General features: G+C 70.5%; 15 protein-coding genes. 13 read left to right on the top strand and 2 right to left on the bottom strand.

Going from position 1 to position 16,308, the window contains the following annotated elements:
* Nucleotides 1-5: 5 nt before the first annotated feature.
* Both BAW75_RS22055 and BAW75_RS22050 read right to left on the bottom strand, forming a co-directional pair.
* Complete coding sequence (locus tag BAW75_RS22055) at nt 6-464, bottom strand: dimethylsulfonioproprionate lyase family protein (RefSeq protein ID WP_146074885.1); 459 nt, start codon at nt 462-464, stop codon at nt 6-8.
* A complete protein-coding gene (locus tag BAW75_RS22050) occupies nt 461-1,249 on the bottom strand; it encodes a cupin domain-containing protein (RefSeq protein WP_043325411.1) in 789 nt (262 codons plus the stop codon). The genes BAW75_RS22055 and BAW75_RS22050 overlap by 4 nt, the downstream gene beginning before the upstream one ends.
* Nucleotides 1,250-1,541: 292 nt before the next feature.
* Here BAW75_RS22050 and hydA point away from each other — a divergent pair, with 292 nt between their 5' ends.
* The 13 genes from hydA to BAW75_RS21985 all read left to right on the top strand — a co-directional run bounded on the left by hydA (nt 1,542) and on the right by BAW75_RS21985 (nt 16,300).
* Nucleotides 1,542-2,921, top strand: a complete 1,380-nt coding sequence (gene hydA, locus BAW75_RS22045) for a dihydropyrimidinase (protein ID WP_104114756.1) — start codon at nt 1,542-1,544, stop codon at nt 2,919-2,921.
* Nucleotides 2,922-3,066: 145 nt separating this feature from the next.
* Nucleotides 3,067-4,680: an ABC transporter substrate-binding protein gene (locus BAW75_RS22040; RefSeq protein ID WP_083664652.1), complete on the top strand. Its 1,614-nt coding sequence runs from the start codon at nt 3,067-3,069 to the stop codon at nt 4,678-4,680.
* A 134-nt stretch (nt 4,681-4,814) separates the two neighbouring features.
* Nucleotides 4,815-6,875, top strand: coding sequence for a hydantoinase/oxoprolinase family protein (locus BAW75_RS22035; protein ID WP_208635288.1), 2,061 nt, complete (start codon nt 4,815-4,817; stop codon nt 6,873-6,875).
* Entirely contained in the window at nt 6,872-8,893 is a 2,022-nt protein-coding gene (locus BAW75_RS22030; protein ID WP_104114754.1) for a hydantoinase B/oxoprolinase family protein, read from the top strand. Before BAW75_RS22035 ends, BAW75_RS22030 begins: the two co-directional genes overlap by 4 nt.
* A gap of 90 nt (nt 8,894-8,983) precedes the next feature.
* Nucleotides 8,984-9,283 carry an ethanolamine utilization microcompartment protein EutM gene (gene eutM / locus BAW75_RS22025; protein WP_104114777.1) on the top strand — a complete coding sequence of 100 codons (300 nt, stop codon included), beginning with the start codon at nt 8,984-8,986 and terminating at the stop codon, nt 9,281-9,283.
* A gap of 34 nt (nt 9,284-9,317) precedes the next feature.
* Nucleotides 9,318-10,085, top strand: coding sequence for a hypothetical protein (locus BAW75_RS22020; protein WP_051611138.1), 768 nt, complete (start codon nt 9,318-9,320; stop codon nt 10,083-10,085).
* On the top strand, nt 10,082-11,242 hold the full coding sequence (locus BAW75_RS22015) for a class I SAM-dependent methyltransferase (RefSeq protein ID WP_051611136.1): 1,161 nt from the start codon (nt 10,082-10,084) through the stop codon (nt 11,240-11,242). The genes BAW75_RS22020 and BAW75_RS22015 overlap by 4 nt, the downstream gene beginning before the upstream one ends.
* A 1-nt stretch (nt 11,243) precedes the next feature.
* On the top strand, nt 11,244-11,876 hold the full coding sequence (locus BAW75_RS22010) for a hypothetical protein (protein ID WP_043325405.1): 633 nt from the start codon (nt 11,244-11,246) through the stop codon (nt 11,874-11,876).
* A gap of 20 nt (nt 11,877-11,896) precedes the next feature.
* A complete protein-coding gene (locus BAW75_RS22005) occupies nt 11,897-12,184 on the top strand; it encodes a EutN/CcmL family microcompartment protein (RefSeq protein ID WP_043325403.1) in 288 nt (95 codons plus the stop codon).
* Nucleotide 12,185: 1 nt separating this feature from the next.
* The gene (locus BAW75_RS33035; protein ID WP_244206217.1) at nt 12,186-12,707 is read left to right on the top strand and encodes a BMC domain-containing protein; all 522 of its coding nucleotides are present in this window, start codon (nt 12,186-12,188) and stop codon (nt 12,705-12,707) included.
* 1 nt (nt 12,708) lies between these two features.
* On the top strand, nt 12,709-13,515 hold the full coding sequence (locus BAW75_RS21995) for an alpha/beta fold hydrolase (protein ID WP_051611133.1): 807 nt from the start codon (nt 12,709-12,711) through the stop codon (nt 13,513-13,515).
* A complete protein-coding gene (locus BAW75_RS21990; RefSeq protein WP_043325401.1) occupies nt 13,512-14,933 on the top strand; it encodes an FAD-dependent oxidoreductase in 1,422 nt (473 codons plus the stop codon). Before BAW75_RS21995 ends, BAW75_RS21990 begins: the two co-directional genes overlap by 4 nt.
* 155 nt (nt 14,934-15,088) lie before the next feature.
* The gene (locus tag BAW75_RS21985) at nt 15,089-16,300 is read left to right on the top strand and encodes a CaiB/BaiF CoA transferase family protein (RefSeq protein WP_043330443.1); all 1,212 of its coding nucleotides are present in this window, start codon (nt 15,089-15,091) and stop codon (nt 16,298-16,300) included.
* The last annotated feature ends 8 nt before the right edge of the window (nt 16,301-16,308 follow it).

Here is a 16,308-nt window from a genome sequence, read left to right as displayed (position 1 = left end):
GGCGGCTACAGCCACCTGGTGCCGATCTCGTTGAGGTCCGGGGTGCTGAAGGAGTAGAGCAGCTCCATGGCGTGCCCGCCGCCGGTGGTGATGGCGTGGGCGACACCGGCGGGGATGTACATCGCGGTGCCCGGGCCCGCCTCGAATTCCTCGTCGGCCACTCGGAACAGCGCGGTGCCGGACAGCACGTAGTAGAACTCGGCCGAGTCGGCGTGCAGGTGCAGCGGGTGGGTCATCCCGGGCTCCATGCGGTAGACCCCATTGAGGAACTCGCAGTCCGGGTCGCCGGTGAGCTGCCGGTCGACGAGGCGATGCACCAGCCCTTCGTCGTCGGTGTTGTGGTTGAGGCTGGAGATCAGCTCGTAGGCGAGTTCGTCGCGGTGCACGACGAACGCCGGGCGTACGGCGCCCGCCCCGGCGTCCCCGGCGGCGATCCGGCGTCCACGGCCGGGCAATGCCGTCACCGCTCGGCGTCCACGCTTGTCGCCCCGAGGGGGATCTGTGGGCTGGTCAGCGGTCCGTGATGCTTGGACAGGCAAATGGCCTCCCAGCCGGTCACGACGCCGTGGATGACGCCCGGCTCCCAGCACAGGTACTCACCGGCACGGTAGACGTGCTCCGGGTCGGTGGCGCACCAGCCGCCGAGGAAGAAGATCTCCTCGGTGCTGTGGTGGAACTCCAACGCGGTCTTGGCGAAGTTGCGTGGCAGGACGAACAGGATGGTGTCCTTGCCGGTCTCCTCCACCTTGCGCAACCGGATGCACTGCGTGGGCACATCGAGGTCGCCGTGACTGCTGGTGTCGGTCACTCCCGCGAAAGCCTCCTGGACGGGTCGCCAGTTGGCCGGGTCGAACAGGTCGACGGTCTCTCCGAGCGGTTTCGACGGCGGGGGTCGTTCGTCAGTGCGGACCTCGAACGGCGAGTCCGTCCAGAAGATCAACGTGGCGCCTTCGGTCGAGGAGACCGGGCCGATCTCGGTGCCGGAGGGCAGGAAGAGGTAGTGCCCGCGCCGGCACTGGCGTCCGGCGATGCTCAGGTCGCCGTCGCGGACCAGGAGTTCGATGTCGGCGCTGTTCCAGTGCTCGGGCATCTGCCAGCCGGGTGGAACGTCGACGACGAGCGTCTGCGCGCCGGTCTCCGGGTCGGCGTTGATCTGCCGCACGAGTAGGCCGAAGGGCAGGCCCGATGCCCGCCACACCCGCTGGGGTACCTGTTCGATGGTGACCCGTCGCTTGCCGGAATGAGCCATGGCGACCTCCTTCAGGTTGCGCCAGACTGTATGTAATCTTGCCCAGCTCGTCTAGGGCGTCGTCGTGAATACTTGGGTCTGAGCAGCAAAGTCGGCCACCGCCGCTGACCTCATCGAGGCGTAATGTATGCAAAATGCCTAAGGCTGGCTTGCGGGCAGGAGTTGCCTCCCGGTGGTCGGCGTCGGGTCGGGGTTGAGTCGACTCCTTGTGCCGTCCCGTCGAGTTGTATACGGTCCACTGCCTAGCCCGCCTGTCACTCGCGTTTCCTCATCTGCAGCGAACGGGGAAGAGATGCCCCGAAGGTTTGGTCTTGTCGGAGGCACGGTGGTCGCCGAGGACGGTGTCCACCGCGCTGACGTGCTCGTTGACTCCGGCCGCATCGAAAGTGTCGGCCGGATTCCGCCATCGGCTGATGTCGAGAAGGTCGAGGCCCGAGGAAAGATCATCATTCCGGGTGGCGTCGATGTGCATACACATATGGATACGCCCTTCATGGGGACGGTCACCTCCGACGACCACGCCTCGGCCAGCCGGGCCGCTGCCGTCGGCGGCACCACGACGTATGTCGACTACGCCTTTCAGCGCGCCGGTGAGCGTCTGCCGGAGGTGCTGGCCCGGTGGGCCGGGCGGGCGAACGGTCGTTCCGCCATCGACTTCAGCTTCCACCTGGCTGTCACTTCGCCCTACCCGGGCATGGTGGCTGACATGGCGCTTGTGGTGGCCGACGGCGTGACCAGCTTCAAGGTGTTCATGGCCTACAAGGGGCTGGCCATGCTCGACGACGGAGAGCTCTTCTCCATCCTCACCGAGTCGTCCCGCCTGGGCGCCACACTCTGCGTGCACGCCGAGAACGGTCACGTCATCGACGTCCTCGCCGAGCGGCTGGTTCGGGCCGGCCGCACCGGACCGCTGGCGCACCTGCTGTCGCGGCCACCCGAGACCGAGGTGGAGGCGGTACGCCGCGCGATCGCGCTCGCCGACCTGGCCGACGCCCCGCTGTACTTCGTGCACCTGTCCACCGCCGGCGCGGTCGCCGCCGTGGCCGAGGCCCAGCGGGCCGGCCGCCCGGTCGCGGGCGAGACGTGCACCCACTACCTCCTGCTCGACGCCGACCTCTACCACCAGCCCGGGTTCGAGGCGGCCAAGTACGTCGTCAGCCCGCCGCTGCGCACCGCCGAGCACCGGGAGGCGCTCTGGCAAGGGCTGCGGGAAGGCATCCTCGGTGTCGTCAGCTCGGATCACTGCCCGTTCTGCATGTCCGGGCAGAAGAGCCTGGGAGCCGAGGACTTTCGCCGGATCCCGAACGGAGCGCCGGGCATCGAACACCGGGTTCCCCTGCTCTACGGCCACGGTGTACGCCCCGGGCGGCTGAGTCTGTCGCGCTTCGTCGAGGTGGCCTGCACCGAGCCGGCCCGCCGGTTCGGGCTGTACCCGACAAAAGGGGTCATCAGGCGGGGCGCCGACGCCGACCTGGTCGTGCTCGACCCTGAGGCGGCCTCCGTGGTGCTCGCCCGGACGATGACGCAGAACTGTGACTACACGCCGTTCGAGCGGTGGCACGTGCCCGGCCGGGTCGAAGCGGTTTATCTGCGCGGGGAGCTGATCGCCCAGCGTGGACGATTTGTCGGCCGGCAGGACGCCGGTCGGTTCCTGGCCCGTCGCCGGGCGTGAGTGTCGACGCGGCTGGCTGCGGGATCTGACTGCTCGGAGCCTTGACAGGGTCAAGTTTGTATACAAGCATCGCTCGTGTTAGTCGCCCTACCTGGGTTGTTGCGCTAGACCTATTCAAGCTTGCACACAATTTGGAGGTGTCGGCATGGGAATACGTTCCGTGCGGGTGCGAGCCGTGGCAGTGCTCGCCGTGGCGAGCGTGTCGCTCGCGGCCTGCGGCGCCGACGATGCGGGGAAGTCTGACGCCGGCACCGGCCAGGCGCTGACCATCGCCGCGCCCGGGGTGCTGTCGAGTCTCGACTCCGAGCGCTACCAGGGCTTCATCTCGATCGACCTGCTTCCCAACACCGCCGGGACCCTGGTGCGCTTCAAGAAGCCCGAGGCCGGCGCTACCAAACTTCAGACGCCGGACCAGATCGAGCCCGAGCTGGCCGAGTCCTGGACGCTTGACGACGGCGGCAGGAAGATGTCGTTCACGCTGCGCGAGGCCAAGAGCCAGTTCGGCAACCCGATCACCTCGCAAGACGTGAAGTGGTCGGTGGACCGGATGGTGAACAGCACCGGCGTGCCGATCGCCAAGATCCTGATGGGCGTCGGCGGCTGGGACACCGCCAACCCGATCACCGTCACGGACGACAAGAAGTTCACGATCAACGTCGCCAAGCCCAACGCGGTGAGCGTGTCGATCCTGAGCACCTTCTTCATGACCATCTACGACTCGGTGGAGGCCAAGAAGCACGCCACCGCCGACGATCCGTACGCCTACAAGTGGCTCGGGGAGAACACCGCCACCTTCGGCGCGTACCAGGTGCGCTCGTTCGACCCCGGCAAGGAGGTCCGGCTCACCGCCAACGAGAACTACTTCCGCGGGAAGCCCAAGGTCACCGACGTGGTGGTCCGCGCCGTCCCCGACACCTCCAACCGGCTCCAGCTGGCCCAGAGCGGGCAGGTCGACGTCGCCACCGCGATGACGTTCGACCAGCTCTCCTCGCTGGAGGAGAGCGACCAGGCCCGGCTGGAGCGTGTGCTCTACCCGAACATCGACGTGCTGGTGCCCAACCTCAAGGCCAAGCCCTTCGACGACAAGCGGGTCCGCGAGGCCATCTCCTACGCCGTCGACCGCAAGGCGATCGTCGACTCCGCGTACCAGGGCTACTCGGCGCCCTCGAACGACTTCATCCACGACGACTTCGGTGCCCCGGCGGCCAGCCAGCCCTTCGCCCAGAACCTCGACCGGGCCAAGCAACTGCTGGCCGAGGCCGGCCTGCCAAACGGCTTCCCGATGGAGTTGGCCTACAACGCGGCCAACGTCGGAGCGCACAGCGAGCAGGTCGCCGTCCTGCTGCGCTCGCAACTGGCCAAGGTGGGCATCCAGGTCAAGCTCAACAACGTCGCCTCCGGCGCGGACTTCGACACCGCCAAGCGTGAAGGCAAGCTGCAGAGCTGGCTGGCCACCAGCACCCCGCTGGTGCCCGACCCCGCCTACTACCTGCAGGTCTTCTACTCCACGGGTGGGCTGACCAACCTGCAGAACTACAGCTCGCCGACCCTCGACGACCTCTCCCGGAAGATCCTGGAAACCCAGCCGGGTCCCGACCGCGACGCGTTGATCAAGCAGGTCAACGACTTCCTGGTGGGTGACATGCCGGCCATCCCGCTGGTCGATTCCCAGAAGTACTACGTCTTCAAGAAGGGCGTGACCGGGTTCGTCAGCTATTCCCAGGGCCACGTCAACTATTACGACATCAGCGGCTCCTGACCTCGCCGGCGTCCCACCGGCGCGGTGATCCCCGGCCCCGGTGGGCAGCACCCCAGGGGCCGGGGACCACGCAGCGACGACGCAGAACGGCAACCCGAGAAGAGCCGGCACTCGAGAAAGCAGGATGTGCACTGATGTACCGCCTAGGAGTCGATGTCGGTGGCACGTTCACGGACGTTCTTCTGATCGAGGAGGCGACCGGGAAGACCCGACGGACCAAGGTGCCCTCGACGCCTCAGGACCAGTCCGTCGGCGTCATCGAGGGCGTAACCCGGGTGCTGACCGACGCCCGGGCCCGCGCCGCGGACGTCCGCCAGTTCCTGCACGGCACGACGGTGGCCACCAACGCCGTCCTGGAACGCCGGGGCGCCCGGGTGGGCCTGGTGGTGACCGTCGGCTACCGGCAGATCCTGCACATCGCCCGCTCGTTCGTTCCCGGCGGCCTGGGCGGCTGGATCGTCTGGGACCGGCCGGCCGAGATGGTCGCGCTCGAAGACGTCCGCGAGGTCCGGGGCCGCATGGACGCCCGAGGCGAGCAGGTCGAGCCCCTCGACGAGGCGGCCGTGCGGGCCGCGGTCCGCCAGCTGGTCGACCAGGGCGTGGACGCCCTCGCCATCGGCTTCGTCAACTCCTACGCCAACCCCGCCCACGAACAGCGGGCCGCCGAGATCGCCGCCGCCGAGGCCCCTGGTGTGCCGGTCTCCACCTCCGCCGGGGTCCTGCCCGAGCTCGGGGAGTACGAGCGGACCCTGACCACCGTCGCCAACGCCTACGTCCGCCCCGGCGTCAGCTCCTACCTGAGCAACCTCAGCGCGAAACTGGTCGCCGAGGGACTCCTGGGCGAGCGTCGCGTGCTGCGCTCCGACGGCGGACTGATGACCTTCGAGCGGGCCGAGGACATCCCGGTCAGTCTGCTGATGAGCGGACCCGCCGGCGGGGTCGCCGCCGCCGTGGCGCTGGGCCCGGCCGCCGGCCACCCGGACCTGCTCACCCTGGACATGGGGGGTACCTCCACCGACGTAGCGCTGATCGAGAACGGCACCCCGGCCATCCGGCGCGAGACGACCGTGGCCGACCTCGCCGTCCGCGCCCCGTCGATCGACGTACAGACCGTGGGCGCCGGCGGCGGCTCCATCGCCCACGTCCCCGAGCTGACCGGTGCGTTGCGGGTGGGCCCGGCCAGCGCGGGTGCCCTGCCCGGTCCGGCGACCTACGGACGCGGCGGCGAACTGCCCACCGTCACCGACGCCAACGTCGTGCTCGGCTACCTGCCGCACGCCCTGCTCGGCGGCGCCATGCCGCTGGACGTGGAGAAGGCCCGCACGGCGGTCGGCACCGTTGCGAGCAGGCTGGGGGTGTCGGTGGAGGCCGCCGCCGCCGCGATCATCGACATCGTCAACGAGAACATGCTCGGCGCGCTGCGGCTGGTCTCGGTGCAGCGCGGCTACGACCCCCGGCGCTTCGCGCTGTTCGGCTTCGGCGGCGCCGGCCCGTTGCACGTCAACGCGCTCGCCAAGCTTCTCGGCTCCTGGCCGGTGGTGATCCCGCAGTCGCCCGGGGTGCTCTGCGCCTACGGTGACGCTTCGACAGGTGTGCGGGCCGAGGCCAACCGGTCCCTGGTGCGCCCTCTCGACGACGTCGACGAGGAACTGCTGCGGCACGAGTTCACCGACCTCGCCGCCCAGATCGACACCGAGTTCGACCGGGCCGGGGTGCCAGGCGACGCCCGATCGGTGCGATACGAGGCCGATGTCCGCTACCACGGCCAGGGCTTCGAGGTCTCCGTCGAGGTCGACGCGGGCCGAGGCATGGCTGTGATCCCCGGCCTGCGCAGCGGCTTCGACGAGGCCCACCAGCGCCTGTTCGGCTTCGCACTGGATGAGCGGCACGAGATCGTCAACATCCGGGCGGTCGGGGTCTCCCACGCCGAACGGATCACCCCGGTCGAGATCGAATCCGGTGACCGCGACGCCGCGCAGGCGATCGTCGGCCGTCAGCAGGTCTACGTCGACGGCGGCTGGCAGGAGGCCACCCTCTACGACCGCACCGCACTGCGGGCCGGCAACGAGCTTTCCGGGCCGGCGATCGTGGTCGAGATGGATTCCACCAGCCTGGTCCTGCCGGGCTGTGTCGCGCGCGTCGACAGGCTGGGCAACCTGCTCATCCTGCCCGCCGAGCAGGGAGGGAAACGATGAGTGCGGTCATCGTCGAGACAGTACGCCCGGAGCGTGGCGTCGAGGTCGAGACCGCGGTGCTCGACATCGTCGAGAACGCGTTGCGTAACGCCCGTTTCGAGATGGACGCGGTGGTGATGCGTACCGCGATGTCACCGGGCATCCGCGAGCAGCACGACGCCTTCCCGTTGATCGCCGACCGGCGCGGACGCATGGTCGCCGGACAGTTCGGCTCCTTCATCGACGGCTTCCTCTCCGCATACGACGGCACGGTCGAGGAGGGCGACGTCTTCTTCACCTCCGACCCGTACGCCTGTGACGGCGCCATCAGCCACGCCAACGACTGGCTGGTGCTGCTGCCGATCTACTTCGAGAAGGCGCTGGTCGGCTGGGCGGCGATGTTCGGTCACATGAGCGACGTCGGCGGGAAGGTGCCCGGCAGCCTGCCCACCGACGCGGTGTCCATCCACGAGGAGGGCGTCATCGTCCCGCCGGTGAAGTTGTTCCGCGGCGGCACCCTCGACCAACAGCTCCTGGACACCGTGCTCAACCAGGTGCGCCTGCCGAGCTGGAACCGCGCCGACCTGAACGCGGTCCTGGCCTCCTGCCGCACCGCCGAGACCCGGGTCCGTGAGCTCTGCGAGCGCTTCGGCGCTGACACCTACCTGTCCACCCTGGAGCTGCTGCTGGAGCGCAACCGGCAGGCGATGGCGAAGCTGTTCCGCCAGGTCGTGCCCGAGCAGCCGGTCACCTTCGAGGACTTCGTCGACGACGACGGACGCGGCGAGGGACCGTTCCGCATCCGCTGCTCGCTGTGGCGCGAGGGCGACCGGGTGGTGCTGGACTTCACCGGTACCAGCGAGCAGGCCGAGGGGTCGATCAACTTCCTGCTCAACGAGAACGTCCTACGGATGTTCTTCGGGGTCTACACCATCATGGCCGTGGACCCGATGATCCTCTTCAACGACGGGTTCTACCCCCTGGTCGACGTCCGCATCCCCGAGGGCAGCCTGCTCAAGCCCCGGCGCCCGGCGGCCGTCTCCTGTCGTACCCACGCCCTGGGTCGGCTCTTCGACGTGCTCGCCGGACTGCTGGGGCAGTGCCAGCCGGACTTCCTCGCCGCCGCCGGGTTCTCCTCCAGCCCGCACCTGATGTACTCCGGCCTGGATCGGCACGGCAAGTGGTTCCAGCTCTACCAGATCGGTTTCGGCGGTGTGCCCGCCCGACCGGTCGGTGACGGGTTCGACGGGCACTCCATGTGGCCCTCGTTCACCAACGTGCCCAACGAGTACCTGGAGGCCTACTACCCGCTGCGTATCGAGTCCTACGAGACGGTCCCCGACTCCGGGGGCATCGGTAGGCACCGGGGCGGCAACGGCATCCGGGTCGGCTACCGGTTCCTGGAACCGGGTGAGGTCTCGATCCACGACGACAGATGGTTCACCAAACCCTGGGGCGTGCTCGGCGGCGAGCCCGGCGAACGCGGCACGAAGATCCTGGAACGCGCCGACGGCTCCCGGCAGGTGGTCCCGGCCAAGTGTGACCACGTCGCGGTCCGCCCCGGCGACCTGCTGCACTTCGTCACCTGGGGCGGCGGCGGTTGGGGCGACCCGCTCGAGCGCGACCCGGAGCAGGTCCGCCACGACGTCGAGCGGGGCCTGGTCACCGTCGACGGCGCCCGGCGCTACGGAGTGGTCCTGGTCGACGGCCGGGTCGATGCCGAGCGCACCCGGACCCGGCGCGCGGAACTCGCCGCCGGCCGAGGCGACCTGCCCCGCTTCAACCGGGGCGGCACGGTGGAGGAACTCCGGGCGCGCTGCCTCGCCGAGACCGGACTGACCCCACCCCGGGAACCGGCGGGCGCCGGGGCGCGGCCGGAGCCGGCGCCTCCCGGCCCACGGCCCGGTGCGACGCCGGCCCGCCATCGCGACGCCGGGCTCGCAGGCGGCAGCGACCGGCCCGCCCGCGCCCAGCGACCGGCACAGTCCCCGCTGGAGGCGCTCGTGCACCACATCGCTCGGCAGGTGACCGTGCGATGAGACCACCCCACTTCCAGACCACCACGGTCCTGGGCAACGGCGGGCACCCGCACGCCAACCAACTCGCAAAGGAGAACTGTCATGGCTGACCTGCAGATGTCCGCGCTGGGCATGATCGAGACCCGGGGCCTGGTCGCGGCGGTCGAGGCCGCCGACGCCATGGTCAAGGCCGCCACGGTCGTCCTGGTGGGCACCGAGTACATCGGCGGTGGCCTGGTCACCGTCGTCGTCCGTGGCGACGTCGGCGCGGTCAAGGCCGCCACCGACGCCGGTGCGGCCAGCGCCTCCCGGCTCGGTGAGGTCGTCTCGGTGCACGTCATCCCGCGCCCGCACAACGAGGTCGAGGCGATCCTGCCGACCGGTTCGAGTCGAGGCGGAACGAAGTCCTGACCGGAGCCCGCGTGCTCATCGAAGGAGCTGAGACATGAGTCGGGTGTGGACTGCAGTCGATATCGAAGACATCGCCCGGTCGGACGGACCGCGCGAAGTCCTGCTGGGCCCGGGCGACCTGATCTCCCCGCACGCCCAGGACATCGCCCAAGGGCTGGGCATCGACGTCCGGCGCGGGTCGGCGGCACCGGCGCCGGCCGCCCCCGCCGGGGCCGGCCCCGGCGGGGGCGAGCCCCAGGGCGGCTGCGACGACGCCGACGGCTGCTCGTGTGGCTGCGAGGCCGCGGAGGAGGCGGAGCGGACCATCCGTACCATCGCCGCCGCGGTCGTGTCGGCCAACCCCGACGCGGACGCCTCCACTGTCGCCACCGAGACGCTGCGGGCGCTCGGCGCCTACGGCGGGCCCGGGGTGGGCAGCCCCGAGCAGGCCCAACCGCTGCCCGGACAGTTGCTGCCCAAGAAGGCCAAGGGCGCCCGCCCTCAGTTCTTCGCTGAGCCGGGTATGGAGGCCCTGGTCTCGACGATGGTGACCCTCACCTCGGAGGTGTGGGTGCTGCGTGAGCGGGTGATGACCCTGGAACAACTGCTGGCCGACCGGCGGGTTGTGGAGGGGGGCGCGGTGGACGGCTTCACGCTCTCCGCCGAGGACGCCGAGACCAGGGACGCCGAGGCGGCGGCGTTCGTCGCCCGGGTGCTGCGGGTCTTCTACGAGTGGCGTGAGGAGATCGTGCGGGAGGAGACCCCGGAGTCCTACCGGGAGGTCATCCGGCGGGCCTTCGCACAGGTGGGGGAGGACAAGTGAAACAGCAGCAGCGACACGGCCTGTTGCCGACGGAGAACCACGACGAACTGGCCCGGGAGACGTTCGTCCGGGCCCTGAAGTCGCACATCTCCACCGAGGTGACCCCGGGGGTACGGGAGCTGTACGCGCACCGCGTCCTGCCCAGGTACCAGCAGGAGATGGGCGTCCCGCCCCGGGACCGGGAGACGGTCCGCCGGGCGATGGAGCCCGAGCCGTACTACCAGCTCTGGAGTTCGGTGCGGCGGGCGAGCCAGGACCTGCTCTGGAACGTGGTGGCCGACAGCATCGGCCGGCAACTGGACGACCTGCGGGCCAGGGCGGAACGGACCGGCCGTACCCTCGGCTCGCTGGAGCTGGATCCCGACTTCGTCCTGCCCTGGTATTTCTGGGGCATCGACATCCACGCCATGCCCGGCGGCTACCGGGGCGAGTACGTCCCCGGCGACGTCACCGCCGGGGCGCTCTACGACCGCGGCGTCTACGTCTACGCCATGGGCCAGATGGGCGAGCTCAACGACGACTACGGCCAGTCGGTGGTGAACAACTACCTCAAGACCGTGCACAAGGACTTCCGCCCCAGGCGGATCCTGGAGATCGGCTGCGGAGTCGGCAACTCCACGCTGCCCTACGTCGACGCCTATCCCGAGGCGGAGGTGCACGGCATCGACGTCGGTGCCGCTCTGTTGCGCTACGCCCACGGCCGGGCGGAGTCCCTGGGCCGCAAGGTGCACTTCGCGCAGCGCAACGGCGAGGACACGGGCTTCCCGTCGGGGCACTTCGACCTGGTCGTCTCGCACATCCTGCTGCACGAGATGCCGCCGGAGGCGGTCCGCGCCGTCCTGCGGGAATGCCACCGGCTGCTCGCCCCGGGCGGGATGATGATCCACGCGGATTTCCCGGGCTACGCCGGGTTGGACCCGCTGGTGCAGTTCCTCATCGACTGGGACACCTGGAACAACAACGAGCCGTTCTGGGGCCCGATGCGGGACATGGACCTGGTCCAGGCCGCCCGGGACGCCGGGTTCACCGGCGACTGCACCGAACTGTCCTGCAAGCGGGAGTGCGTCGAGGAGGTCTCCACCCCCACCGGCCGGGTGCTGCAGAGCGGTGAGCGGCGCAGCAGCGGCACCCTCGCGCTGCTCGTGGGCCGGCGCTGACATGGCCCACAACGATGTCGAGTTGCGTACCTTCGCGTTCGTCGACCGACTCCAACCGCAGATGGCCGCCCTGCTCGGCAGTGTGATGTCGGGTGACCCGGTGGTCGAGGGGATGTCCGAGCTCTACCTGGAGATCTCCCCGGGCAGCGACGTGTACGCCCTGGTCGACGCCGCCGTCAAGGCCACCGGGGTGCGCCCCGGCTCTCAGGTCGTCGAGCGGCAGTACGGCATGACCGAGTTGCACTCGATGTCGCAGGACGCGGTGCGCCAAGCCGGTCAGACCATCCTGGACCTGCTCGGGATCACCGAGGCCGACGCGCAGCCGGCGGAGCTGGTTTCGGCGAAGGTCGTCTCCAACATCGACGCCTACCAGGCGCAGCTGGTCAACCGTTCCCGCAAGGGCTCCCTGCTGGTGGCCGGCGAGTCGATGCTGGTGGTCGAGTGTCAGCCCGCCGCCTACATCTCCGCTGTCGGCAACGAGGTGGAGAAGTCCGCCAGTGTGAAGATCATCGACGTCCGGGGCGTGGGCCAGTTCGGCAGGTTGTGGATCTCCGGACTGCACTCGGAGGTGGAGGCGGCGCGCGACGCGGTCCGTCGAGCGTTCGAGACGAAGCCCTGGTCGCACCGACGCTAGAGAAACGAGGTGGTGTCGGCATGCGTGTCGCCCGCGTGATCGGCTCGGTGGTCAGCACCGTCAAGTCGGAGGCGCTGACCGGGGCCAAGCTGCTCGTCGTCGCGCCGCTGGGCGATGCGCCCGCCGGAGAGCCCTACGTCGCCGTCGACACCGTCGGCGCCGGCAGGGGAGAGGTCGTCCTGGTCGCCACGGGTGGCGCCGCGCGGCTGGCGCTGCGGCAACCCGGTCAGGCGCCCGTGGACTCCAGCATCGTCGCGATCGTCGACCGGCTGGAGACCGAGGCGTGGCTCAACTACGTGAAGGACTGACGTGGATCTGTGGGATGCGGGTGCGCTCGGCATGGTCGAGACACAAGGGCTGACCGCCTCGATCGTCGCCGTCGACGTGATGGGCAAGGCGGCCGAGGTACGGCTGATCGGCGTGCAACGCATCGGCGATGGAATTGTCACGGTCTCCCTCGTCGGCGACATGGCCTCGGTCACGTCTGCGGTGGAGAGCGCCCGGCAGGCCGTGGCTGCGATCGGCGGGACTGTCGTGACGACCGTGATCGGTCGACCGGCCGTGCCGACGGACCTGCTGCGTGAGCCCCGGACAGGCGGGGCGCCGAAGCCACCGGCCACCGCTCCACCGTCCGCCGCGGGCGGGGCCGAGTTGGAGCCCGGACCCGCCGCGGCGCCGCCCGCCGTGCCCGCCCGCCGATCGGCCGAAAAGGCCGGCGGGAGCCCCACCCGGCGCGCCGCGCGCTCGACCGCCCCGAAACGGCGTCCGCCCGCCGCCGGGCCGTACGAGCCACCACCCGAACCCACCGCCCCCCGAGCCCGAGGAAAGTGACATGCGCGGATACGTCGGCCCGCCCGGCGGGCAGATCCACTACCGCACCGCCGGCACCGGCGGGCCTGCCCTGGTGCTGTTCCACGAGTCGCCGCAGGCATCGAACGTCTTCGCCCCGGCCCTGCCCGCCCTCGGCCGCACACTGCGCGCCTTCGCCTTCGACACCCCCGGGTACGGGCTGTCCGACCCGCCCCGCGACCCACTGGAGATCCCCGGCTACGCCCGCCTGCTGCTCGACGCCGTCGACGCCCTCGGTATCACCGAGTTCGCCGTCGCCGGACAGCACACCGGAGCCTCGCTGGCCCTGGCGGTCGCCCAACTCGCCGGGCCGGACCGGGTCACTCACGCCATCCTGTCGGGGCTGGTGCTGGACCAGGCCGAGCGGGAGCGCCTCGGCGCCTCCTGGGCGCCGGACAAGCCGATCGACCCGGCCGGCCGGCACCTGCAGGATCTCTGGGCCCGCTACCTCGACATCTGGGAGGGGCCTCCGGAGTTGGTGAACCTCGCGGTGGCCAACATCGCCTCGGTCTTCGAACGGTACAACTGGGCGTACCGGGCCGCGTTCGCCTACGACCCGACCGAGCCGCTGCGCGCCCTGCCCTGCCCGGTGCTGCTGCTGACCGCCGCCCGGGACATGTTGGCCGACGGCGACGCGTTGGCGCAGGCAATCCGTCCGGACGCCGTCGCCGTGCGGCTGACCGACACCACCGGCCAGTTGCCCTGGCGGGTGCCCGAGGAGTTCGCCGCGGTGCTGTCGTCCTTCGTCACCACGGGCCGGCTGGTATCCGACCGGGCAAGCGCGCGATGAGCGGCGAGGTCGACCTGCTGGTGATCGGGGCCGGCACCGCCGGCCTGCCCTGCGCGATCGAGGCGGCGCGGGCCGGGCTCCGCGTCGAGCTGGTCGACGGGGGCACCGACATCGGTGGCACGCTGAGCGTCTCGGCCGGGCACATGAGCGCCGCGGGCACCCGTCGGCAGCGCCAGGCGGGTATCGACGACGACCCGGACCGGCACTACGCCGACGTACTGCGCATCGGTCATCACCGCGGCGACCCGGCGCTGATCCGGCTGGCGGTCGACGAGGCGGCCGGCGTCGTGGACTGGCTCGACGAGCATGGTTTCCCGTTCGCCCCGGGCACACCTGTGGTCTACCACGGGCACTCCCCGTACTCCCGGCCGCGGACCTACTGGGGGATCGGGCATGGTCGGTCGATCCGAGAGACGCTGCGTCCACTGCTGGACAAGCAGGTGGCCGCGGGCCGGGTCGCCCTGCGGCTGCGCTCGCGGGCCACCCGGCTGACCAGCGCCGCAGGCACGGTCACCGGCGCGCTCCTGGACACCCCCGAGGGCCCCCGCGAGGTCCGCGCCGGGGTCACGGTGCTGGCCTGCGGCGGGTACGGCGCCAACCCGGAGCTGTTCCGCGCGCTGACCCCGGGCGGCCCTCGGCTGGTGACCAACGCGGTGCCGACCTCCACCGGCGCCGCGATCGAGATGGCCAGGCCCCTGGGGGCCGAGGTCCGCTTCGCTGATCTGCACACGCCCCGGCTCGGCCTGCTCGAACGCCGCTCCCAGCCGGGGCGGGTGGACTTCTGGTCGGAGTTGGCGCACCTCGCACCGGTCGAGCGCCCGCCCCGGGAGATCTGGGTCAACGCGGCCGGGCAACGGTTCGTCGCCGAGGACCTCGACGACGTCACCGGACACGAGCGGGCCGTGCAGGAGCAGCCGGGGGGCGAGTTCTGGATCGTCTGCGACTCCGAAGCCCTGGCGGCGGGGCCGCCTCTGGTACCGGCCTGGGGGCACGAGCGGTTCCGGGTCGAGGCGCAGCGGGGGGACGTGGCCTGGGTCGCCGACGACCTTCCTGGCCTGGCCCGCCGGGCGGGCATCGACGCGCAAGGGCTGGTCGACACCGTGCGGTCCTACAACCTCGCGGTGCGGCAAGGGGTGGACCCGCTGGGCCGCCGGGCTCCCGCGCATCCCCTGGTCCGGCCGCCCTACTACGCGCTTCGCTCGGTGGCCGCGCTGCTGTGCAGCTTCGGCGGACTGGACGTGGACACCGAATTGCGGGTCCGGCGGCCCGGTGGCGCAATAGTGCCCGGGCTGCACGCCGTCGGTGAGGCCATCGGCATGGGGGCCACCAGTGGCGCGGCGTTCTGCGGGGGGATGGCGGTGACGCCGGCGCTGGCGTTCGGGCGGCTGCTCGGCCGTCGGCTGGGCGCACGGGCGTGACAGGCGTCGGGGCCGTCCGGGCCGCTTCTGTATGCAGGAACGTGGGAATGTGAGCGCGGTGGCGCGCGGCTGATCGGCCCAAACTGCTGTTGACAGCGAGTCCCGACTCCCTGTTGTATACAACGACCACTGAGTGGCTGCTATGAGAGGTGTTCATGTCTAGCGATCTGCACCATGAGGGACCGCTGCACGGCGTACGCGTGGTCGAGTTCGGCTCCCTGCTCGCGGGGCCGTTCTGCAGCCAACTCCTGGCCGACTTCGGCGCCGAGGTCATCAAGTGCGAACCCCCGCGCCAGGGCGACCCGATGCGCGAGTGGGGCCGGGAGAAGCCGTACGGCAAGTCGCTGTGGTGGCCGATCGTGGCGCGCAACAAGAAGTCCATCACCGTGGACCTGCGCACCCCCGAGGGCCAATCGGTGGCCCAGCGGCTGATCGCCCAGTGCGACGTGGTGGTGGAGAACTTCCGGCCCGGCACCATGCAGCGCTGGGGCCTGGGCTACGAGCAGATGTCCGAAACCAATCCCGGGCTGGTCATGGTCCAGGTCTCCGGCTTCGGTCAGAACGGTCCCTACTCCGCCCGCCCCGGCTACGGCTCCGTCGGCGAGGCCATGGGTGGCCTGCGCTACGTCGTCGGCGACCCGCAGACGCCGCCCAGCCGGGTCGGCATCAGCCTCGGCGACTCCCTGGCCGGCACCTTCGCCGCCCTGGGGGCCCTGCTCGCGCTGCGGGTCCGCGACCGCACCGGCCGGGGCCAGATGGTCGACTCGGCGATCTACGAGGCGGTGCTGGCGATGATGGAGTCGCTGCTGCCGGAGTACGCCCTGGCCGGTCACGTGCGCGAACGCACCGGTGCCATCCTGCCCAACATCGCCCCCTCCAACGTCTATCCCACACGCGACGACGGGCTGGTGCTCATCGCGGCCAACCAGGACACCGTCTTCCGGCGGCTGGCCGCAGCCATGGACATGGCCGAACTCGGCACCGACGAGCGCTTCGCCACGCACTCCGCCCGGGGCCGCCACCAGGTCGAACTGGACGCCATCATCGCGACCTGGTCGGCGCAGCACGACACCGAGCACCTGATGGCCACGATGGTCAAGCACGACGTCCCGGTCGGCCGGGTCTACCGCGCCCCGGAGATGCTGGAGGACGAGCACTTCGCCGCCCGGGAAGCCATCGTCCGGGTCGCCCACCCCGAGTTCGGCGAGTTCCCCATGCAGAACGTCGTACCGAGACTGTCGGCGACCCCGGGGCGGATCAAGTGGGCCGGGCCGCGGCTCGGGGAACACACCGACGAGGTGCTCACCGACATCGTCGGGTTGGAGTCCGCCGAGATCGACGCGCTGCGAACCAGCGGCGTCATCTAGGGGTGGAC

Source organism: Micromonospora chalcea (assembly GCF_002926165.1).
Classification (GTDB): Bacteria; Actinomycetota; Actinomycetes; order Mycobacteriales; family Micromonosporaceae; genus Micromonospora; species Micromonospora chalcea.
The sequence above is the reverse complement of the archived record's forward strand: the minus strand, read 5'-3'. Positions and strand labels throughout refer to the sequence as shown.